This is a genomic window from Flavivirga spongiicola, assembly GCF_030540825.1.
GTDB lineage: Bacteria > Bacteroidota > Bacteroidia > Flavobacteriales > Flavobacteriaceae > Flavivirga > Flavivirga spongiicola.
Genome location: NZ_JAUOEO010000002.1, coordinates 334,067 through 354,560 on the forward strand (window position 1 = coordinate 334,067; position 20,494 = coordinate 354,560).

At 39.1% G+C, this 20,494-nt stretch carries 16 protein-coding genes and 1 pseudogene; 6 read left to right on the forward strand and 11 right to left on the reverse strand.

The features are described 5' to 3' along the window. Positions 1 to 116 precede the first annotated feature (116 nt). Together Q4Q47_RS21305 and Q4Q47_RS21310 are read right to left on the reverse strand one after the other, a co-directional pair. On the reverse strand, positions 117 to 485 hold the full coding sequence (locus Q4Q47_RS21305) for a hypothetical protein (RefSeq protein ID WP_303308753.1): 369 nt from the start codon (positions 483 to 485) through the stop codon (positions 117 to 119). A gap of 10 nt (positions 486 to 495) precedes the next feature. Then, positions 496 to 1,557: pseudogene (locus tag Q4Q47_RS21310) on the reverse strand (hypothetical protein); the annotation flags it as partial. A 306-nt stretch (positions 1,558 to 1,863) separates the two neighbouring features. Here Q4Q47_RS21310 and Q4Q47_RS21315 point away from each other — a divergent pair. Continuing rightward, positions 1,864 to 2,643, forward strand: a complete 780-nt coding sequence (locus tag Q4Q47_RS21315; protein WP_303308754.1) for a toxin-antitoxin system YwqK family antitoxin — start codon at positions 1,864 to 1,866, stop codon at positions 2,641 to 2,643. A 53-nt stretch (positions 2,644 to 2,696) separates the two neighbouring features. On the opposite strand, the gene Q4Q47_RS21320 is transcribed toward Q4Q47_RS21315, so the two are convergent. The 5 genes from Q4Q47_RS21320 to Q4Q47_RS21340 all read right to left on the reverse strand — a co-directional run bounded on the left by Q4Q47_RS21320 (position 2,697) and on the right by Q4Q47_RS21340 (position 6,956). Beyond that, positions 2,697 to 3,527: a type II toxin-antitoxin system RatA family toxin gene (locus Q4Q47_RS21320; RefSeq protein WP_303308755.1), complete on the reverse strand. Its 831-nt coding sequence runs from the start codon at positions 3,525 to 3,527 to the stop codon at positions 2,697 to 2,699. A gap of 64 nt (positions 3,528 to 3,591) precedes the next feature. Continuing rightward, complete coding sequence (locus Q4Q47_RS21325; protein WP_303308756.1) at positions 3,592 to 4,170, reverse strand: Crp/Fnr family transcriptional regulator; 579 nt, start codon at positions 4,168 to 4,170, stop codon at positions 3,592 to 3,594. Between the two features lie 52 nt (positions 4,171 to 4,222). Beyond that, a complete protein-coding gene (locus tag Q4Q47_RS21330) occupies positions 4,223 to 4,519 on the reverse strand; it encodes a hypothetical protein (protein WP_303308757.1) in 297 nt (98 codons plus the stop codon). A gap of 28 nt (positions 4,520 to 4,547) precedes the next feature. Beyond that, positions 4,548 to 5,621 carry a cytochrome d ubiquinol oxidase subunit II gene (gene cydB, locus Q4Q47_RS21335; protein WP_303308758.1) on the reverse strand — a complete coding sequence of 358 codons (1,074 nt, stop codon included), beginning with the start codon at positions 5,619 to 5,621 and terminating at the stop codon, positions 4,548 to 4,550. A 3-nt stretch (positions 5,622 to 5,624) separates the two neighbouring features. Then, complete coding sequence (locus Q4Q47_RS21340; RefSeq protein WP_303308759.1) at positions 5,625 to 6,956, reverse strand: cytochrome ubiquinol oxidase subunit I; 1,332 nt, start codon at positions 6,954 to 6,956, stop codon at positions 5,625 to 5,627. A 510-nt stretch (positions 6,957 to 7,466) separates the two neighbouring features. Here Q4Q47_RS21340 and Q4Q47_RS21345 point away from each other — a divergent pair. From Q4Q47_RS21345 to Q4Q47_RS21360, 4 genes are all read left to right on the forward strand, one after another. Further along, positions 7,467 to 7,997: a sigma-70 family RNA polymerase sigma factor gene (locus Q4Q47_RS21345; protein ID WP_303308249.1), complete on the forward strand. Its 531-nt coding sequence runs from the start codon at positions 7,467 to 7,469 to the stop codon at positions 7,995 to 7,997. Between the two features lie 79 nt (positions 7,998 to 8,076). Next, positions 8,077 to 9,249, forward strand: a complete 1,173-nt coding sequence (locus Q4Q47_RS21350) for a FecR family protein (RefSeq protein WP_303308248.1) — start codon at positions 8,077 to 8,079, stop codon at positions 9,247 to 9,249. 1,132 nt (positions 9,250 to 10,381) lie between these two features. Next, entirely contained in the window at positions 10,382 to 13,552 is a 3,171-nt protein-coding gene (locus tag Q4Q47_RS21355) for a SusC/RagA family TonB-linked outer membrane protein (RefSeq protein ID WP_303308247.1), read from the forward strand. A 117-nt stretch (positions 13,553 to 13,669) separates the two neighbouring features. Continuing rightward, on the forward strand, positions 13,670 to 14,998 hold the full coding sequence (locus Q4Q47_RS21360; protein ID WP_303308246.1) for a RagB/SusD family nutrient uptake outer membrane protein: 1,329 nt from the start codon (positions 13,670 to 13,672) through the stop codon (positions 14,996 to 14,998). Positions 14,999 to 15,283: 285 nt separating this feature from the next. Here Q4Q47_RS21360 and Q4Q47_RS21365 read toward each other — a convergent pair whose 3' ends face one another. From Q4Q47_RS21365 to Q4Q47_RS21380, 4 genes are read right to left on the reverse strand one after another with little or no spacing between them, the layout of a single operon-like run. Then, complete coding sequence (locus Q4Q47_RS21365; protein WP_303308760.1) at positions 15,284 to 15,925, reverse strand: response regulator transcription factor; 642 nt, start codon at positions 15,923 to 15,925, stop codon at positions 15,284 to 15,286. Continuing rightward, positions 15,897 to 16,673 carry a sensor histidine kinase gene (locus Q4Q47_RS21370; protein ID WP_303308761.1) on the reverse strand — a complete coding sequence of 259 codons (777 nt, stop codon included), beginning with the start codon at positions 16,671 to 16,673 and terminating at the stop codon, positions 15,897 to 15,899. Before Q4Q47_RS21370 ends, Q4Q47_RS21365 begins: the two co-directional genes overlap by 29 nt. Continuing rightward, positions 16,643 to 17,290 carry a hypothetical protein gene (locus Q4Q47_RS21375; RefSeq protein WP_303308762.1) on the reverse strand — a complete coding sequence of 216 codons (648 nt, stop codon included), beginning with the start codon at positions 17,288 to 17,290 and terminating at the stop codon, positions 16,643 to 16,645. Before Q4Q47_RS21375 ends, Q4Q47_RS21370 begins: the two co-directional genes overlap by 31 nt. A 13-nt stretch (positions 17,291 to 17,303) precedes the next feature. Further along, positions 17,304 to 17,801, reverse strand: a complete 498-nt coding sequence (locus Q4Q47_RS21380; protein WP_303308763.1) for a hypothetical protein — start codon at positions 17,799 to 17,801, stop codon at positions 17,304 to 17,306. Between the two features lie 299 nt (positions 17,802 to 18,100). On the opposite strand from Q4Q47_RS21380, the gene Q4Q47_RS21385 reads away from it, so the two are divergent. Next, positions 18,101 to 20,488 carry a hypothetical protein gene (locus Q4Q47_RS21385; protein ID WP_303308764.1) on the forward strand — a complete coding sequence of 796 codons (2,388 nt, stop codon included), beginning with the start codon at positions 18,101 to 18,103 and terminating at the stop codon, positions 20,486 to 20,488. Positions 20,489 to 20,494 lie beyond the last annotated feature (6 nt).

A 20,494-nucleotide genomic window follows, 5' to 3' on the forward strand; every position in this document is an offset into this window, starting at 1 on the left:
CTTTACTTCTCTGTAAAAGCTTTCTCTTTTTTTTATTTCTCTTGTCTTGACTGCCAATCTTTGACGCCACAAGTTAAAAACTTGCGGTAGCGCATACTAGGGAACAGCGGGGATACTTAATCATAAACAAAATAAAGGTCTTCTTTGTTATTCAAGCAATCTTTACACATAATTATTAATTCTAATAAAACTTTTCTATAATCATCACCAAGTTTATTTAGATCTATAGCTTCCAATTGTTGAATAAACAATCTAATATCTTCACATTTCCATTCCGATTCTTCATTCCAACCAGTATCTGTATGGTAGTAAAGAGGAACTCCTTCCCACATCCCTTCATTATTTGGTTTTATTTGATTAATTATAAAATCAAAAAAACCTATCCAAATTTTAAATAAAACTAGACTCTTACCTTCATCGTTCCGTCTAGATATTTCCAATAGTGGCTCTCTTTCAAAACCTTTATATAAATCTATAATTTTCATGCTTTTAGTATCATTGATGATGACCATCTTTTAATAATTGTTGTTGAGCACCAGTTGCCGTCCCATTTTGATTAGCCTTCACTGCTTCTTGCCATTTTTTAATTGGCGTCCACTTGTATTTACCAGTAAGAACGTGCTGTGATTTTCGTTGACCTTGAGCATTTCCAGGAGTTGTTCTTGTTATTACCCATGTATCTCCCTGAGAATTTGGTGCGCCAGGAGTTCGTGTATGCCATCTAGCCTCATATTTGAATTTTCCTCTTTTCCAATTAAACTTAACCTGCGTATAGCCCGTTTTTATTTGATTTACAACTGTAGCTCTTTTAGGTATAACTATGGGACTAGTAGTTTTATTAAATGTTTTACCATTAAAAGTATGAGTATTACTATTAGGAACTATACTCTTTTTATTTGGAGTAGATCTTGTTTTAACTCTAGCTCCTGTACCATAATGTTGCTGTTCTGAAGCTACTGTTGATAATGCCTGACCTACTTTTACCGAATTTTCTATAAGATTTCTTCTACTAGTCAAATCTTCTTTTATAGTACTTAGCCCCGCAATTAATTCAGCTTTACTTGTATAATTCAAATTAACTTCTTCTTCATGAAAACCTGCCCCATATGGACCACCATCAAAGAAATAATCTACAGATTCTCCTGAATGAACTATATGCCTTTCAAAAGGGTTTACTGGTGGAGCTTCGGTTAATCCAAAAGTTAGAGTATGTAAAAAACTTTGAAAACTATTTACGTTTACAAAATCATTAACACTAACTAGCTCCAATATTGGTTCTCCTATATCTGTAAATGATATTGTATAATGGTATTCTTCCAATCCTTCTAATTCTCCATAAGCAATAACCTTATTTCCACTAAAACTATAAGGTGTATAATGAGGGTACTCTCTAGTTAAAGGGTCAACCGCAAAAAATCTTCCTACACGTGGATCGTGCATCCTAAAAGTATAATTCAAGCTATTGCCTTCTCCTTTAACTTCATCATCTTTCTCCTGACCTTGGAAGCCATAGCGGTAGCTATCACTGCTCCCATGGCGATTAGGTAGTAGCATTCCAAAAGGATAGTAATCAAAAACTCGAAAACATTAGTATTTATAAGAACGTATCCGTTTTTTAATTATTAAAAAACGAGCATTTTTAAGCGATTTCTGATTATTTTTTAATGGAAAACGCAGAAAACTACAGCATAAATGTATTAATTAAAATAATGAAAAATAAACTTTAATGGTTTTAATTTTTCTCTGGTTAACCATTAACTGATGGTACAGGATAATAATAAAAAACCATCACTTTAATAAGGCAAAACCCTAGCTGTATTTTTTAAGTTACTTATACTTTAGCTATTTAAGTATTTATAACTGATGAAAAGAATAATAGGCATTATAATATGTTCTACGTTGTGTTTTGCTTTTTCTGCCGATGTGCAGAGAAAAGTAATTAGAGATAACGGTTTTGATATAGAATGCTATGTAGCATTGGAAAAACAAACCAATTTTAATAAAAATAAAACATACTATTGGTTTAAATCTGGCCAAATACATCAATCGATGTCAACTTCAGGTGGACTTGTGTTGCATAAGGAGTATTCTAAATACTATAAATCTAAACAGTTGGCAGAACAAGGTACTTTTAGTTTTGGTTTAAAGATTGGAGACTGGAAAACATGGCATACAAATGGAAAATTAAAGACTCATGGAGCTTGGGTAAACGGATATAAAAATGGCCGCTTTAAAGCTTATGATTCGCTTGGGAATTTAATGGTTAAAGGTGATTATAAAAATAACCTAAAAGCAGGTTATTGGATTGATTTTACAAAAAAAGACACCACTTATCATAAAAACAATTTTGAATTTAAAGAAAGACCTAAAAACCTTGTAGAACGCATACTTAGAAAACGAGATTCTCTGGAAAAAATTCAAATTAAAGTAGACAGACTAACAAAAAGAAAGAATGACTCTATAAATAGAGTGAAATTAAAATTAAAAAGGTTAAACAAAAAACGAAGCGACTCTATTAAAAGAAGGCAAGCCAAATTAAAGAGACTAGAGCAAAAGAAAATGGATTCTATAAATAAGAGTAAGGGCAAGCCGTCTTCTAAAAAGAACTTTTTTAATAAGTTATTTAAAGCAAAGAACAAATAAAATTTTGATACCATTCTAAGCCATGTCTTTAGGTGCTCTATCCCAGAAACGTATTATTTAACCTCTAAGATGTTTTCCCAATTGTCAAGTAATTCATCACAGATTTTATTAAACTTTTTTTTCATAAAAGGATGGATTAAAACATTGTAAATTTTCTGTTTATATATGAAATCAAATTGCATAATAATTTTGGTTTCATGTTCAGATACGGCTTGAACTTTCCATGTACCTTTTAGAGATTTTAAAGGATAAGGATAATCTTCAGCATCCGTATTAACCTGAAATGTATATTGTTCACCTGCTTCCCATAGAATGGCTACTTCTGTCCAGCTATTCGTTTTATGTGAACAACTTCTAATCATGCCTTTGTCTTCACCAGATATAATCGTTACACTATCAATATTAGGAGCAACCTTATGATAGTTTGAAACATCTGAAATAACCTTCCAGGTATTTTCTTTTGTGGCATTTATTATTCTTTCATATGTTAAGTGCTTTAGACCTTTGTTATTTAAAGTGTCAACCTGAGCAAGCCCAATAGTTTGCCCAATACCAAAAAAGAGAACAAGAAACATGACAATGGTTATTATCTGATAACCAATAACTGAAATATTGAATGGTTTTATAATTACAATGGCCAAACTAGCTAATACCCATATGAAATCCTGAACAATAATATAAAATACGGCATGAGGTTTTGGATTTCTTATTTCAATGCCTATAGAATACGAAAAATAGAGAAGACCTAATCCGATGATCCAAAAAACGGTTGGGGTTTGCTTACCAAACCAGGTAGCAATGGTATTAAAGAATAAAATAAGAGAAATGCCTGTTGCGAATGAAAAAATAGCGTTACATAGCAATGTAATTTGTAAAAAGCTCATAATGTGTTGTATTTTGTGTTTCTACAAATGTCTTACGACTTACATTATTCTCTCTTGACAAATGTCAAGAATTTGACTGAGCTAATTTATTTCTTAATCTGCTTAATGATTCTGGTGTGATTCCGAGCATAGAGGCAATATGTTGAAGCGGAACATGATTAAAAAGCGCCGGTTCTTCTTTGAGTAAAGTTTCAAATCTTTGCTGTGCTGTTGTATGTAATTGGGCAAACATACTGCGCTCCAATAAAGCAAAAGAATGTGCAAGTAATACGTTGTCAAACTCTAACCATTTAGGCTGTTCCTTGCAAAGTTTAAAATGATTTTCCCTACTAATAACGTAAAGTGTACAATCAGTTAATGCTTGTATATTCCAATAATTTTCTGATTCGAAAATAAAACTGGAAAGTGACGTTATAAACTTTCCATTACTACCAATCCAAAAGGTAATTTCTTTTCCTTCGGCGATATCATACATTCTTAAGTATCCCGATTCGATAAATGCCATTTTCCTGCAAATTTTTCCCGATTCTGAAAAAAATGCCCCCTTCTTTATTTTTATAATTTCAAAATAAGAAATTATGGAATCTAAAGAATCATTATCAATATTAATTTTATCTGAAATACAACATCTTAGTGGTTCCATTTTTTCTAATTATAACGATTGTAATCCAAAGGGATTGTTTTTTTATTAAAACTTAATGATTCATCTTGGTTTTTATTTTCCGGATTAAAACCACAGCAATAGCACCACCAATAAAAGACACGAAAAGATTTAGAGCAAACAAACCAATATGAACATCTCCAAATTGAATGATTGATTTGGGATCAAAGCCTAGACTACCTAAAGATTTAAGTAAAAAAATACTGCCAAAAACACCGGCGATGGTATTACCAATAATTCCTAATGAATATATCTTAAAAATATACCCTGTAATATTTGCTCCGATAATTCCAACCAAAATGCTTATTAGAGAAATTAAAGTATCTGTCATAGACGTATGTATTACACTTAAATTGGTATTAATGACCATAATCCATGTTATCAATTTTTCCTCCCATGAGCCTTTTCTGAATAATCATATATACAAATAGAAGAATAAAACCAATAATACCCCAATTAAGAGCCACGGATAATCCATACTCTGGTGCAGCGGTATTGTAAATAGTTAATGATTCATTTAACGCGTTATTAGAAGGTAACATGGCTGGAAATATGGAGGCCAAAGACGAAGCGATACCTCCAAGTATTAGCAATGTAGAGAAAACAAAACCATAGATGTCTTTTTTTAACTTTTTAATAAAAAATAATCCAATTAATCCAGAGATATAAATGATAGGAAATACGATTAGAAAAGGAGTTTCAATAAAATTGTCTAAAGAATTTGGATTGATTATTTGCCAGACGATTAAAGAAAAGACCGTTAATACAGATAGGGCTATATTTAATCTAAAGATGACTGTTTTAAGCTGGTTATTTATAGATGCGTTTGTTTTTAAAATAATCCAATTGGCACCGTGGATAGCTAAAGTAACCAGTGTAATTAAACCAATAATGATTGTAAACCAATCTATCACACCGGGAGATTCGTTCAAAGGACTAAAGTTAGAACTCCATAAAGGTAGGAAAAAGTAATGCCCTTCATATGTAGATACTCCGTTCTCGACACCTCCTAAATTAACACCTCTTACTATGTTACCCAAAGCAATACCAAAAAACAATGCTAATAGGAAACTTGAAACGCCAAAAGCTTTATCCCAAATATCTTTCCACATTTGATAATCAAACTGACCTCTAAACTCTAATCCAATGGCTCTGAATATAATTAACCATAAAACAATCATTAACGGCAGATAGAAACCACTAAAAACAGAAGCGTAGAATGTTGGAAAAGCCATAAAAAGCATACCTCCGGCAGCAACCAACCAAACTTCATTAGAATCCCAGAATAATCCGGCAGATTTAGTAATAACTTCTTTATCTTTTTCTGTTTTGGCATAAAATAAATGAATGATTCCTGCTCCAAAATCATAACCATCTAATACAAAAAATACAACCAATACAACTGCTATGATGATAAACCAAAATATTTCCATAATTTAATGTGTTTGAGGTTTAGGACCCTGATGAATCGTTTTACCTACCAATATTAAAAATAATAAGCCGAGTAGTAGATATATGGCTACAAAGCCTAATAGTGTAAATAAAGTGTTTCCTGAAGAAACTGTGGGGGAGATGCCTTCACTCGTTTTTAGCAAGCCATAAACTAAATAGGGCTGTCTGCCTAACTCGGCAACATACCAGCCTGTTATATTGGCGATATACGGAAATGGTACCAAAAACATGATAAACCAAAGTAAAGGCTTCATATTGAATAGTTTTCTCCGCCATAAAAAGAATACTGCCGACCCCATGATACCAATAAAAATAGTACCTAAGCCTACCATAATATGATACGAATAATAAAGTGCCGGGATATTGTCGGGTAGTTCTTCTTGTTTAAATTGGTCCATTCCGGGAATTTGCTTGTCCCATTTTTGGTAGGTTAAAAAACTTAATATGTTTGGTACGGCAATCTTATTATCTAATTTTTTCTCAACCATATTGGGTTGACCGATTAGAACAATTTCGGCTCCCGCTTCCTCGGTTTCAAAAATACCTTCCATGGCAGCAAATGATGCGGGTTGATATTTTGCCACATTTTTAGCATTCCAATCTCCTGTGGGAAAAGCTAAAAGAATACTTGATACCAATCCAAATACAACACCTGTTTTTAAAAGTAGTTTACCGTATTCTAAATTTTTGTTTCTTAGTATATAAAAAGCTCCTATACTAGCCACAACAAAAGAAGAGGTGACAACAGAAGCAAACTGATTATGTAAAAAAGCAGGAAGTAGCCAGGGATTGCTGAAAAGAGAAGAAAAATTTTCTAAAACAAATTTGCCGTTATCCAATATTTCATAGCCTACAGGATGTTGCATCCAGGCATTAGTCGCTAATATAAACCAACCACTTCCCCAAGAGCCCAGAAAAACTAAAAAACCAGTCAAAAAGTGTAATTTTTGACCCATTAGTTTCTCTCCGAAAATAAAAAGGGCTAAAAAAGAAGACTCTAAGAAGAAGGAAAACATGCCTTCCATGGCTAAAGTTTGACCTATAATACTGCCTGTAAGTTCCGAGAACTTGGCCCAATTAGTACCGAATTGAAATTCCATAGGAATCCCGGTAATAACCCCCATAGTGAAATTAATAGCAAATATCTTCATTAAGAATTTTGCTATATCATTATATTTTTCAATTTTTTTTATTAAATATTTCCCCTTGAAATAGACTATTATTAATGATAAGCCCATAGTTAACTGTGGAAATATGTAATGGAATGTGATAGTAAATGCAAATTGCAGCCTATCATAAAAAATCATATCCTCCATGCTATTTGTTTTTTAAGAAAGTGAACGGCTTTGAATATGAAAAGTAGTGCGGTAAAGAAGTATTAATTTTAGGATTTAGCACAAGCAAAACTTTTAGAATTTATAGTGTAAAATTTACACTATAAAGATAAGGAAATTTAAAAATTCTGCGGCCTCATAATCCCAAATATATTTCATGTAAAACCCTTTAAAAATAAGTTTTAATCCATTAGAAATAAGCTTATTATTGGTATTTGCAATATTCTGTAAATTATATGTTTATATTTTTTAGCTCTCCTCAATGATCTTTATGGGAATTTTTAGTAATAAAAATCTCAATATTGAAAGATAAAATTTTTTTACCTGTTCAAATTTGTTTAAAATTGTAGGATAATATGGACTGCCGGCGTGCTCTGTCGCGTGCCGGCAATCCATGTTCGGGTACGGGTCCTTTAGACCTCCCCGAAGTTATGGAGGCGTCCCTTGTTTAGAAAGGCCCCGTCCTTTAGAACCTATTCTTTAAACGAACCGATGCGAAAAAACAAGCCCCCCGAGCTGGCGCTCTACGAATTTGACGGGATCTTCGAGCGCCTGTACCATCCGCTGTGCCTCTATGCCCATGGTTACGTCCGCGACCTGGGCCTTTGCGAGGACATCGTCCAGGGCGTCTTTCTGAAGGTATGGGAGGAGAGGTCCTCCTTCCGTGGCAAAGAGATGACGGACGGCCTGTTCTATACCGCTGTAAGGAACAGGTCCCTCGACCACCTGCGGAGCAAGCGTGCCAGGGACGTTAGGGCCTATCCGTTGGAGGACCTGGAGGCCCTGCAGGGGGAGAGCGACTTTATATCGGAAACGATCATGACCAACACATCGGAGATCGTGGAAAGAGCGATCGGGTCGCTGCCCGATAAGTGCGCGGAGGTCATAAGGTCTGGCATGGGAGGCCTCACGAACAGGGAAATAGCCGGGGAGATGGGCATATCCGTGCATACGGTCAAGGAATACAAGAAGATCGCCTATGGGAAGCTCCGGAAAATCTTAGTCCACTTAAAAATTAAATAAAACTTTTTTGATCTTTCACCCCCCCCATTTCCCCTCCTCTACGTTATAGTAATATAGAACCCTTATTATTCCTTGATTTATGGAGAGCCCAGGTAAGACCAGATCACTTTCGGAGAAGATAGCCGCTTCGTTGCTAATGGGCGAGGCCCCCGTTGACCTGGAAGGACTCGACGGGCTTACCGAAGAGGAGAAAAAGCGCATACTCTTTAATATTACCGATAGGGACAAGAGGGAAGAACGCGTAGGACTTATAAACAGACTGGATAAGCAGAAAGCCCGAAATATTATCCTGGGCCGCGAAAGGCAAAGATATGCCAAACGGAAAAAGGCCTACCTGTACGGAGCGATGGCAGCATCCGTGGCCCTGTTTCTGGTCATGGCGCTCCTTTTGGACGAGAACGGCGGACCGCAGAAGGGTACGCCGGCCATTTCGGCCAACCATATAGAAGCGGGCACGGACAGGGCGATCCTGACCTTGGGCGACGGTTCCCGGGTGAGCCTGGAAAAAGGGCGGACCTACCGATCGGGCAATGCCTCGAGCAACGGCGAAGAGATAGAATACCGTGCAGGCGGAAGATCGACGCCGCCAAGAGAGACCGCCTACAATACGCTGAGCGTCCCCCGAGGGGCCGAATTCCAGATAAGGTTATCGGACGGCACCAGGATATGGCTGAACTCCGAGACCCGGCTGAAGTACCCCGTGGCGTTTGGCGAAGGAGAAACGAGGCAGGTAGAGCTTGTCCATGGCGAGGCCTATTTCGATGTGTCGCCAAGTAGATTGCACGGCGGCGCGAAGTTCAAGGTGGTCCATGAGTTCCAGGACGTCGAAGTCCTGGGGACCGAGTTCAATATCAAGGCCTATAAGGAGGAGGGAAACATCTATACCACCCTGGTGGAGGGCAAAGTATCCGTCAACCAGCAGGATAAAAAACAACTTCTTGCACCCAACGAACAATTAAACCTGAATACCCAAGATAAAAAAATGACCATGGCAAGAGTCGATACGGACAAAGAAGTCTCCTGGAAAGAAGGCGTGTTCAGCTTCCGGAACAAAAGCTTAAAGGATATCATGAAGACCCTTTCCCGTTGGTACGATATGGAAGTGGTATTCGAAAACAAGGTGATAGAAAACGAAATGTTCATGGGGTCGTTCAACAAGGGCCTATCGATAGAGGACGTTATGACATCAATTAAAAACACCAATATCATCAATGGCTACCACATAAAGGAAAAGACATTGACCATCAAGTAGCGGACAGAGGGCAAGGATGGCCCGGGGCACTCAAAGGACGTGCCGACGGCTTGCATAATAATCAAACAAAAAAGAACAAGACCATGGGCCAGCAATAGATCAGCCCCGACCATGAAAGCAGATATAATCCCATTTACACTATAAACCCCGTTTTTAAACTAAATGAGCAGCCAAGCACTATTTGAATTCGATACGAGTACGACCGATAACGGCCACGGTACCGCAGAAGCGATCGATGGCATGACCGTAACCTTGTCAGGAGGCTCCGGGCTCGAACCGTCCCCGGGCCCAGTAGGAGGAAAAGCCCCAAATCTAGCCTCCGCTGGCCCAGACCGCACCGATGCCATTTCCTTTACGGTAAGGGCACCGGCGACCGGACCCGGTGACCGGCCATTGGATTCTTTTCAAAGACTGCCCAATGAAGGCGGCAGGTCCCAAAAAGCCTCGGCATGTCCAGATGAAGTAGAGTATATGGTGCACATCAAGGACGTTCCAGGATCAAAGCTCATAAGGATATACAATAATTCAGGAGAAAAGATCTTACAGGGTAAAAATAAAAGCGAAGAAGCAGCCCATCTAACAAAAGGCCTGTATTTTTTCAAGTACCTACGGGTGAGCAGGCCCCGGAAACTAAAAAAGATATGAAGCAGCAGAACAGGAACGCATAAAAATAATTGGGCGGGCCATTATGGCGAACCGGCCGGCCAACGCGAGAGGGCACATTAAAAAGCAAATAAAATATAGAAGTCATTTCAAAAAGGGAACAAGAATGTTTTTAGATTTATTAAGTTAGAGAGATTAAGGAATCCGAACCATCTTTTCCCTTTTGATTATACCAATGGAATTTCTAGATGAAATAAAATAAGGCAGATCCAAAAAAGCAAAAGAGGAACGTGGTTTACACTTGAACGGTACAAGACTACATCCCTCTTTTTTTAATATTAGTTACCCGATTGAGAGTTTCAACCAGGCAACAAACAACCAAATTTATGGAAATTAAACTAACTATTAAGAAAAAACACTCTCAAAATTTATTATGCGTCCATTTATACTGTTGTTCTGTACCACATTGTTCAGTTTCATACCAAAGCACACAAGCTCTCAAAATGCCAGGGTCGACATAGGTTCGACCATGGAGGTAACCGTAGATAGGGTATTCGATATAATCAATACACAGACCGGTTACTCGTTCATTTATCATCAAGACCTGTTCAAGGACCATCCCAAGGTAGTCCTTGAAAAAGGGGTTTTCCGCGTTAAAAAGCTACTAAAGTTGATCCTTCCGACCGAAGACCTGAATATCACCGTAACAAAGAACACCATCAGTATCAGCGGCAAAGAGAGCGGTCCCGAAAACCAAGGGCGAAGCCTCACCGGTACCGTCCTGGACCATGAAGGCCTGCCCTTATCCGGCGCCACCGTTTTAATAAAAGGCTCGAACAAGGGGACCCCCACCGATTCGAACGGTCGGTTTACCATCGCTGCGGCCCATCCGGAGGACGTTCTGGTATTCTCGTCACTAGGGTTTGAAACGCAGGAAACCACCATAGGCAACCAGGGCAGCATCCATGTATCGCTAAAAGAAGCCGTTGAGGAATTGAAAGCCGTAGAGATCGTGGGGCACTACTACAAAAGATCCCAAGAGGAGAACCCGGGGAGCGTTTACAGGCTGGATGCCAAAACCATAGAAAGACAACCGGTAACCAATCCTTTGGCAGCCATGAACGGCTATATTCCCGGGGTCAATATTGTCCAAAGCACCGGGCTTTCCGGTGGCGGTTTTAAAATAGAGATACGGGGCAAGAACTTTATAGATGCAGGTACAGAGCCTCTATATGTCCTGGACGGCGTACCCTATAGTTCCGAATCACTGTCATTTCCCCTTGTCAACCCAGTCCTGCCAGAAGAGAACCCGCTGAGCTTGATCAACCCTGCCGATGTTGAGGGCATAGAGGTCCTCAAGGATGCGGATGCCACGGCTATCTATGGTTCACGCGGAGCCAATGGCGTGGTCCTTATCACGACCAAAAGGGGGCGGGCGGGGAAAACCCAGATCAAGGTCAATACCACCACGGGGCTGGCAAGCGTGTCCCGTTTTGTAGACCTGTTGAATACGGATCAATATTTAGAAATGCGATTGGAGGCGCTTACCAATGGCGGGTTCACACCTGGAACAACGCCCCCCAGCCTGCAACTTGCCATGCCGGACCTGTTCGGATGGGACCCAAGCCGCTATACGGATTGGCAGAAGGAGCTTATAGGAGGCACAGCTTACCGAAACACGGGACAGCTGTCTTTTTCGGGAGGCAACGAACAGACCCAGTTTTTATTCAGTGGCAGCTATCTGAACGAGACTACGGTATTTCCGGGAAACTCAAAATACGGAAAGGCCTCGGTACAGAGCAATATCAACCACCGATCGCAGGATGGGCGCTTTCGGGTAAATGTCCTGACAAACTATGTCGTTGACGATAACCGCCTCCCACTTGGCCGGCTTACGCAAGAAGCCTATAGGCTGGCACCAAATGCCCCGGCACTCTACAATGGCCGCGGCGGTCTGAACTGGAACGGTTGGGGTATAGTAGATAATCCATTAAGGCTGTTGGAGGGAGAGTACCGGGCAAAGAGCAAAAACTTTCTGTTGAGTACGGCGATCTCTTACCGTCCCGTACCGGGTCTGGAACTTACGGCCAATCTGGGCTATACGGATTACCACAAGGACGAGTACAAGGCATCCCGACATACAATGTTTAACCCGGTTTTTAAATATACAAGTGCTACCGGGTCTTCACTCTTTACCAATAGGGCCTCGCGCCAATCCTGGAATATGGAACCACAGGTCGAGTGGCAAAAGAAGTGGGGCAATGCAGATCTTAATATCCTGGTCGGGACCACGTTCCAGCAACGCCTAACAAAGCAGGTCAGTATATTGGGAGAAGGCTTCGAGAACAACAACCAGATTTTGGATATATCCGCAGCCAATAGAATCACGGGAGGGACAGACCGGGAATCCAAATATAATTACCAGGCCGTATTTGGAAGACTGAACCTTAAATGGGCCGGGAAATATATTGTGAACCTCACGGGACGACAGGATGGCTCCAGCCGGTTTGGACCGGGCAAGCAATTTGGCGATTTCGGAGCAGTTGGAGCAGCCTGGATCTTTTCAAGGGAAGCTTTCTTGGAGGACCAGGAGCTTTTGAGCTATGGGAAGCTCCGTACCAGTTATGGAGTTACGGGCAGTGATAATATAGGAGATTACGGCTTTTATAATTCCTATGGGATTTCGAGTACCGGAAACTATAACGGATCGGTACTCCTGCCTTCCAGGCTGTTCAATCCGGCCTTTGGCTGGGAAGAGACCAAAAAGTTCGAAGTAGGCCTGGAACTGGGTCTTTTGGGCGATCGCGTACAGCTTACAACGGCATGGTATAAGAACCGTTCCACAAACCAATTGTTGGGGGTCCCTTTGCCCGGCACCACGGGTTTCAATTCCGTAAATGCCAATTTTGACGCTACGGTGGAAAATACGGGCCTAGAAATAGACTTTCGGTCCGTAAACCTTAAAAGCGCCCATTTTAAATGGACTACGACCTTCAATATCTCGGTGCCCAAAAATAAGCTGGTAAAATTTGATGGCCTGGAACACTCGACCTTTGCAGACCAGTACGTGGTAGGGCAGCCCCTGAGCATCCGAAAGCTGTACCATATGACCGGTGTCGATCCGGACACGGGCGTATACCGGTTTGAGGACTATAACAAAGACGGTGCGATCGATCCGGGCGCTTCCTCGGAAGACCGTCAATGGATCGAGGATACGGCCCCAAGGTTCCATGGGGGGCTGGGCAATAATTTTAATTACAAAGCACTGAGCCTGAAGGTCTTTTTCCAGTTCAAGAAACAAAGAGGGCCCAATATATCCCATGATTCAAATTATCCCGGCGATCTTTCCAACCAGCACGCGTCCGTATTGGACCGTTGGCAGCAAGCAGGGGACGAGGTTCCGGTACAGCGCTATACCACAGGTCTTAGTGCCCAGGGCGCCGAGGCAATCACTGTTTTCCCCAATTACCTCAATAGTAGTGCACGGTATACCGATACCTCCTTTATCCGGTTGAGAAATGTGTCTTTGATCTACAGCATCCCAAAAGGGTCTATTTCCGGACTGGATGCCAGGATCTATCTGCAAGGACAGAACCTCTTGACCATTACAAGGTCCCTGAGTGCAGACCCGGAACATTTTAGCGCGACGGAGCTCCCCATATTGCGGCGCTTTACCCTGGGACTGGAACTGGGCTTTTAACGTTAAAAACAGATGCTTATGAAATTTACATACAGAAGAACGATACCATATCAAGGGCCCCTTAGGTCAACTTTCCGGGGACGGCGCCTATTGCTCCTGAGTATCTTAACGGGGTGCTTGGCAGCCTGTACGGATTTTGTGGAGGTAGATCTGCCAAAAAGCCAATTGCCGGCAGAATCGATTTTCGAGGATGCATCCATGACGGCATCCGCGGTCCGCGGTGTCTATTACCAAATGCGCACCAGCGGCCTGGTATCCGGTGACGGCTTGAATACCTCTATGGGGCTGTATGCCGACGAGCTGGACTATTACCGGCTCGGCCAGGGAAAAGCACTGGAAAATTACCAAAACCATACCCTGGGGCCTAACGACCCCATTGTAGCGGACTTTTGGAACAGTGCCTATACCCAGATCTATACGGTCAATGCGATTATGGAGGGCGTTGGGGGCTCGGCAAGCCTGGCCCCTGAGGACAAGGACCGGTTCAGGGGAGAGGCCCTGTTCGTAAGATCCTACCTGCACCTGTTGCTCGCAGAGCTTTTCGGGGACATACCCTATATTACGGGCACAAGCTATGTGGCCAACAAAGCCGTGGGGCGCATGCCCAAGGCATTGGTCTACGATCAGATAACAACAGACCTGGGCTCGGCCGTGGAGCTGCTGCCCGGTGAGGATGCCAGCGGGGAACGTGTGCGCCCCTATGCCGCCGTGGCAGAAGCGGTGCTCGCGCGTGCCTACTTATATACCGGGGAATGGACCATGGCGGAAGCGATGGCCGATAGGGTCATTGCTAAATTCGGGGCCCTGGAACCTGACCTGGGCAAGGTCTTCCTGAAAGATGCCCCCGGAACGATCTGGCAATTAAAACCGAACGGCGAAGGCGATAATACCAGCGAGGGGGGCCAGTTTATATTCACCGTTGCACCTCCGGTGAACATAGCTATGAGCGATCTCCTGTTCGAGGCATTCGAGCCCGGCGACCAGCGGCGTTCCACCTGGGTGAAAGCGGTCGGGAATGCTACAGGTACGGAAACCTGGCACCATGCCTTTAAATATAGGGAACAGGGCCGTACCGATGGTTCCGTAGAGTATTCGGTGCAGCTGCGCCTGGCGGAACAGTACTTGATCCGTGCCGAGTCGCGGGCACGCCTGGGCGACCTCCCCGGGGCACGGTCCGATATAAACGCGGTCAGGAACCGGGCAGGCCTGGGGGGCACGGCCGCCGTTACCCCGGATGGACTGCTGGGCGCCGTTCTGCAGGAGCGCCGCGTCGAACTGTTCACCGAACAGGGGCACCGCTGGTTCGACCTGAAGCGCACGGGAAGAGCGGCCGGGGTGCTGGGGCCCGTCAAGCCCAACTGGAAGGACGCCCATGTACTGCTGCCTATCCCGGGCACGGAGCTGGCGCTCAATCCGAACCTGCTGCCGCAGAACGACGGCTACTAGGCCCCGGTAAGGGCAGGGCTCCCATCAAAAGAACCCTGGCAACAGCTTGCAAGCGCAATTTTTAAATGGATCTACAGCTCAGTATAAACTAAAGTCGAAACTTATTAAAATGATATAAATTAGAAACCTTTCGACTGCGCTCGTTAAATTAAAAAGAGGGAAACATATTTGTAAAGCAGGTTTATTTGCTAATTAGAAACCGTTTTTTAATAGCCACTAGTTTCAAAGTAATAAGGGAATAATATTTATCAGTTTAAAATATAAAAGCCACTCTTTTTATAGTATTTACAATTTATAAATACCATTTTTAATAGCATACAATACAAGCCCTATTCTATTTTTAACATGCAATTTTTGAAAAAGATTATCTCTATAGCCATCTATTGTTTTTGGACTTAAAAACATTTTTTCAGCTATTTCTTTGTATGTCATTTCAGAGCAGGTGTGTATGATAAACTCCATTTCTCTGTCTTTTATTTGAATTTTACTTGAATCATCATCATTTAAGGAGTTGATTAAGATATTTGAAACATCTTTGGTATGATAATAACCATGTTTTATAGTTTCTATTAAAGCTAACTCTAAAACATCTTTCTCAACGTCTTTTAATAAATAGCCTTTTGCACCAGCTTTTAGCATTTTAATGATAGTGATATCGTTTTCTTCAACAGAAAGGGCTATAACATTAATTTTTGGATATTCATTTTTTATAATTTCTGTGGTCTCTATACCATTTAAGATGGGCATATTAACATCCATAAGTATGATATCTGGAATGTTGTTTGGTGTTTTAAGTTTTGTAAGGAGCTCTTTACCATTTTTACAGGTGAAAAGCACATTGAAATCTTTAAAAGAATTTACCAGACTTGCTATGGCTTGAGATAATAAAACATGATCTTCAACAATCACTACTGTATGTGCTTTCATGGTTGAGTTTGTATGTAATGGTTAATTTTGTTCCTTTGTTTGGTTTCGATAAAATTGTAGCATTTGCGTTTACCAATTTCGCTCTATTCTTTATGTTGTTTAAACCTATACCGGAACCTTTTTGTTTCTTTATATCAAAGCCTAAACCATTATCTTCTGCAGTAATGATTAACATGTCTGTTTGATAGTCTAAAAGAATATCTAAGTGTGTTGCTTTTGCATGTTTTATAGTATTTGAAAAAAACTCTTGTAAAATTCTAAAGAATACAATTTCAATTTTACTATCTATTTTTGTTTGCTGTCCTTTAATAATGAGTTGAGATTCTATAAAATTAAGCCTGTTAAATCGATTAATTTCATCTGCTACGGCTTGTTCTAAAGACATATTTTTCAGAGCATCTGGGCTAATTAATTTAGATAAGTCCCTTAACTCTTTAATACATTTATCTAGTGTTCCTTTTACTTCATTAACAGGGGAATCGTTTTGTAACTGTATTTTGGCTAAAGTTAGTAACTGACCAATGTTATCATGCAGCTCCCAGCTAATATTTCTAAAGGTCTCTTCTCTAATTTCAATTTGAGCTTTAGATATTTCTTGCTCAAAATGTTTTTCTGCAAACTTATTTTTTAAAATTAAGGCGTTTTTTCTTTTTTGAAAAAGAATAAAAAGAGAAATCATAGTGATTATTAAAATAAATAATACAACAGATGATATAATTAAAAATGATTGTATTTCTTTTTCGTCCATATAAAGCCTATTATATAAAAACCATATAAAACTATGTTTAGAAAAAACAAAATAATACTAAAAACAGAATTATTAATCCAAACATTAAAATATTTGGATAACAATATAAATGGTATCATGCTTATATTAAATAACACCAGAGCTATAGTTATCCAAAAACTTAATTTATACTTTAGTTTTAAAGTATAATCAGAGTTAAATAACTGATGCAAGTGAAACCCTGCTAAGACTAATACAAAAGAAGCTCCTATTACAAAACTATATTTATGAAGTTCAACACTTATACCATTTATAATATATAGTATCATAAATATAATGCTTAATACCATTACTATTGCTTTATATAGTTTTTCTGCCAAAATAGTGTAATACCACCAGTAATAAAACAAAAAACTAACGCCCGTATATCCATAAAAAAGCCACGTATTATCAAGTTTAAAAAAGCTTAATAAAGGCCCTAAAATGGCATCTACAAAAAAAGTTACCCATAAAAAATGTAGAAAATAAGACTCAGATGAATTTGCATACTTTTTATAATGAATTAATGCAACAATAGCAGCAATAAGCTCAAGAACATTAATTAAGTATGACAAAATATCTGGGTAAGAAAGACTCATTTTACATGATGTTTTATCTTAATTCTTGTGGAGGCCTTCCTGCTTGCCCATAATTATATGCAGGAATGTCTTGAATGTTATTATCACTAACAACGGTTAAACTTATGGGGAAAAAACTGGCCTTTGAAGTTATTTTATTTCCCGTTGGAACTAAAAATACGGTTGAATATCCAGGATCCGGATATTTTTTATCTTTAGGGTAGGCGCCATTATAAATGCGAATACCTAAATTTTTATAACCCAATGTTTCCGCTTCTTGTTCTACATAGGCAATGTATTCTTTTAATTTTTCCAGCTCAAACCAAAATTCACGGGTATCTTCTATTTCCAGATATTTTTTAATAATAGCTCCTCGGGTATTTTTATACTCTTCTTCTAAATGATTCGCATACTTGTAATCAATAGTTTGTTCTGGCTTTTCAATTTTTTGTGGCTTTTCTTTACACGATTGAAAAAACAATGTCATGATCGTTAAAAAAAAAGCTAGTTTTTGAAATGATTTTGTTTTCATTGAGATTTTTGTTATTGGTTCATTTCAAAAATACATATTAATATTTGAAAATTGATACTGTGTTTAGAAGCTGTATAAAATGTGATTTCTGTTAATGTATTGATATATAGTATTTTAATTTAGTTTTATGAGCGATTTTAGAGATTATCCTATGTAAAAAAGGGGAAAAACACCCATTAAATAAAATAAAGCACTTACCATATTTTAGAATAATCCCCTAGTAGTTTTTCAGGCTTTTCACTCTTGAGTTAGCCTGACTTTCAAAATACCTTTGAACATCATTTCAAAACAAAAGAATTATGAATGCTACAACCCTTAATTCCTTTTCAGGAAAATTTTTGCTGTATGGCCTATTTACAGTTGTATTTCTTTCAACATTAGAAATGTCCGCACAAAATTTTAGCGGATTAGAAAATAAACAGCTTAATAAGCTAGACGATATTGGAGCCGTTGGGGTTAGTCTTTTCGCAGAACGTATTAAAGGCAAAATAGAATCTGTTATAGTAACCTATGATAGTGAACGAAAACTAAAACTTGCTTTAGAATTCACAGAGTTTTCTGAGCATAATTATACACTTATAGCAGAACTAAAGAATGCTCAAAAACTAAGACAAGCAGAATTTCAACAAATTAAAGTGGATTTAAATGGCAAGCAAAGTCCTATAGAATTAGAATTTAATTTAGATGAAAATACACCCGAAGGCACAGAACTTACATCTGCATTTTTAGAAATTAGAATAGGTTCTAAAAGTTTGAAACCTATTTTTTTATATAACCTTAATAAAAACTGGAAAACCGAAATTAATGCAGAAAATTTAATAGTTCCAGTTTCACTAGAACCTATTGGAAGTGCGGCCAATTTAAAAGCAACTTCCCAAAAAATAATTATTCCAAAAAGAAAGCCCAATTTAAAATATAGTATTGATAAATCTAAGTTAGTGACCTTAAAACAACCTCTTTTAATGACTACAACCTCTAGTACATCAACGGTTAGCAATACTATAGATGGTACATGGATTAATGATAACAAAAATACCAAGGGTATTACTAAAGTCATTATTTCCAATAAAGGGAAAAATGTTCAGGTCTATGGGAAGTGTAGTCCAAAAGATTGTGATTGGGGTAGAAAGCGGTTAGTTCCAAAAAGAAACAGTGCAAATACGTATTGGGGTATTTTTGATACGAGTATTGCGAAATCAACATTCATGTTTACCATTAATACTAATAAGATGGAAGCAAGACATGTACGAGATTATAAATCGCCATCTAGACCTACAAAAAGAAGTGTTGAAAAATTTACCAAACTTAACCTATTTATTGCTAGACCAATGGTAGTCTCTACTACTGGAACAACATCACCTTCAACATCCCAACCAGAGCCAGAGGGTACCACACCCCAAGGACCTGATAATACACCTATTTCGCTTTGGGATGACTTAGTGGCCGATCACGATTTTGAATTTCCTTATGAAATCACAAATGTAAGAATGGATATATATCCTGATAAAAATCCTGCATCTGGAACCTTTTACTACTTGCCCAGCGCTTATCATCTAAGATGGAATACAGATGAAGGGTATGATTTCTCTATGTTGTATGGAACAGCAGACTCTTCAAGTTCATCCGGGAACGTGAGGATGACGGGCACACTTACACCTGGCATAAGTTCAAAGGAAATTGCATTAATAAAGTCTTTACTTGAATCTTATATAGAAGGAAACCCTAATTATAGTTTTACTGAATTAAAGATTATGCCCATTAATACCGTACCGGCAATTTCTCTTTCATCGGGACTAGAAGGGCAATATAATATAAGTTCAGATCAAATTAATGTAACGGTATCATCATCCATACGAGAACCTATAGACATTTCGTGGATGACTAGTAATACTGATAAAGATGATATGCAAACTGTTTTATCTGCAGGAGATGGTATTAAAGGAAGCATGACACTTACACCGGCAAGCGAAACCGTGCCAGAACAACTTATTCCCGTTCGCATTACCCTTGCAGACTCCAGAACGCTAGGTAAGTTTATATTAGAACCTAATAAATGGCGAAATGAAAATTGGGTAAACAATACACCATTTCCTTTACGTCTTAAAAAAGTACATGCCCTTATTATTGAAAAACAAGGCACTAATACAATTCCTATAATTTATACATGGGATTTAAATAACGTTGAAATCCCATCAAAAGCAAAAGTGCAGTTTGATGCTTCTAAAATGCCAAAATGGGTAGAAACACAATCAAAAACGAAGCAGATATGGCTAGATTATGCTATTGTAGATTGTACCGAATGTGTAAATAAAACTATAGATGAACTTACTGATGGTACTTCTGGAAGTAAAGTCAAGCATATTTCTTTTGAATCTTTTCAATTATTTAGCGATACAGATATTGCCTTTTTACAAGTAAAGGCACGTTCAAAATACATAGATCCCAAAGGCACAAATATTTTAGAATCTGAACCTGTTAGAATTACTGAAGACAATAAGTCATTCGCTTTAGGACCTCTTTACATTCCTGAAGGAGAAACACCTCAATTTGAATATTTCTTCACTTTAGTGATGAATGATGGCACAACGCATCAATCTGATAATTGGTTGTCTCATGAAGAGCTCTTCATGTTTATCGGTATAGCAAAACTTAAGGAAAACATCTCAAGTTTTAATACAGAAGATTAAGAGTTA

What these genes read in the sequence shown, in the direction of transcription:
- Q4Q47_RS21380 (WP_303308763.1), bottom strand. Translation starts at nt 17,801, where the DNA reads ATGAAAACAAAATCATTTCAAAAACTAGCTTTTTTTTTAACGATCATG.
- cydB (WP_303308758.1), bottom strand. Translation starts at nt 5,621, where the DNA reads ATGGAAATATTTTGGTTTATCATCATAGCAGTTGTATTGGTTGTATTT.
- Q4Q47_RS21330 (WP_303308757.1), bottom strand. Translation starts at nt 4,519, where the DNA reads ATGACAGATACTTTAATTTCTCTAATAAGCATTTTGGTTGGAATTATC.
- Q4Q47_RS21305 (WP_303308753.1), bottom strand. Translation starts at nt 485, where the DNA reads ATGAAAATTATAGATTTATATAAAGGTTTTGAAAGAGAGCCACTATTG.
- Q4Q47_RS21320 (WP_303308755.1), bottom strand. Translation starts at nt 3,527, where the DNA reads ATGAGCTTTTTACAAATTACATTGCTATGTAACGCTATTTTTTCATTC.
- Q4Q47_RS21355 (WP_303308247.1), top strand. Translation starts at nt 10,382, where the DNA reads ATGGAGGTAACCGTAGATAGGGTATTCGATATAATCAATACACAGACC.
- Q4Q47_RS21375 (WP_303308762.1), bottom strand. Translation starts at nt 17,290, where the DNA reads ATGAGTCTTTCTTACCCAGATATTTTGTCATACTTAATTAATGTTCTT.
- Q4Q47_RS21340 (WP_303308759.1), bottom strand. Translation starts at nt 6,956, where the DNA reads ATGGAGGATATGATTTTTTATGATAGGCTGCAATTTGCATTTACTATC.
- Q4Q47_RS21385 (WP_303308764.1), top strand. Translation starts at nt 18,101, where the DNA reads ATGAATGCTACAACCCTTAATTCCTTTTCAGGAAAATTTTTGCTGTAT.
- Q4Q47_RS21325 (WP_303308756.1), bottom strand. Translation starts at nt 4,170, where the DNA reads ATGGAACCACTAAGATGTTGTATTTCAGATAAAATTAATATTGATAAT.
- Q4Q47_RS21315 (WP_303308754.1), top strand. Translation starts at nt 1,864, where the DNA reads ATGAAAAGAATAATAGGCATTATAATATGTTCTACGTTGTGTTTTGCT.
- Q4Q47_RS21365 (WP_303308760.1), bottom strand. Translation starts at nt 15,925, where the DNA reads ATGAAAGCACATACAGTAGTGATTGTTGAAGATCATGTTTTATTATCT.
- Q4Q47_RS21345 (WP_303308249.1), top strand. Translation starts at nt 7,467, where the DNA reads ATGCGAAAAAACAAGCCCCCCGAGCTGGCGCTCTACGAATTTGACGGG.
- Q4Q47_RS21370 (WP_303308761.1), bottom strand. Translation starts at nt 16,673, where the DNA reads ATGGACGAAAAAGAAATACAATCATTTTTAATTATATCATCTGTTGTA.
- Q4Q47_RS21350 (WP_303308248.1), top strand. Translation starts at nt 8,077, where the DNA reads ATGGAGAGCCCAGGTAAGACCAGATCACTTTCGGAGAAGATAGCCGCT.